This is a genomic window from Halomonas sp. ND22Bw, assembly GCF_003011945.1.
Lineage (GTDB): Bacteria > Pseudomonadota > Gammaproteobacteria > Pseudomonadales > Halomonadaceae > Halomonas > Halomonas halophila.
The window spans coordinates 1-322 of record NZ_PXWD01000491.1 but is presented as its reverse complement, the minus strand read 5'-3'; the positions used below and the strand labels follow the sequence as shown (position 1 = coordinate 322).

The 322-nt window shown below is 44.4% G+C and carries 1 protein-coding gene; it reads right to left on the bottom strand.

Features of this window, described 5'->3' with window-relative positions; genetic code table 11:
* Positions 1–291: hypothetical protein (locus CVH10_RS26720; RefSeq protein ID WP_219924841.1), on the bottom strand; the 291-nt coding region annotated here is incomplete at its 3' end.
* Positions 292–322 lie beyond the last annotated feature (31 nt).

Sequence of the window (322 nt, the reverse complement as noted above, 5' to 3'; positions counted from 1 at the left end):
TTTCGTAAGATAGATGCCGAGAACTATTGCCACCACGCACATCACAACTACACTTCGAGCTTGGAATGCAAGACCGACTTCTGAAGTCAAGAACATACCTGGAACCTGCTGAACACACTGCACGATCAACAAAAAACCCAGCGCAATTAGAATTGAAGTGCTCAACTCTATCGATGCATCAGAAACTACAGCAGCAAATACCGGACCGATTAGAATAATTGCGCACGAAATAAGTACCCCACCAAGCGTGAACAATGCTAAGGCTTTTCGATAAAGTTTGGCAGTATCCATTCTTGCTTGCCGCTTATTCGCAAAGATTGGC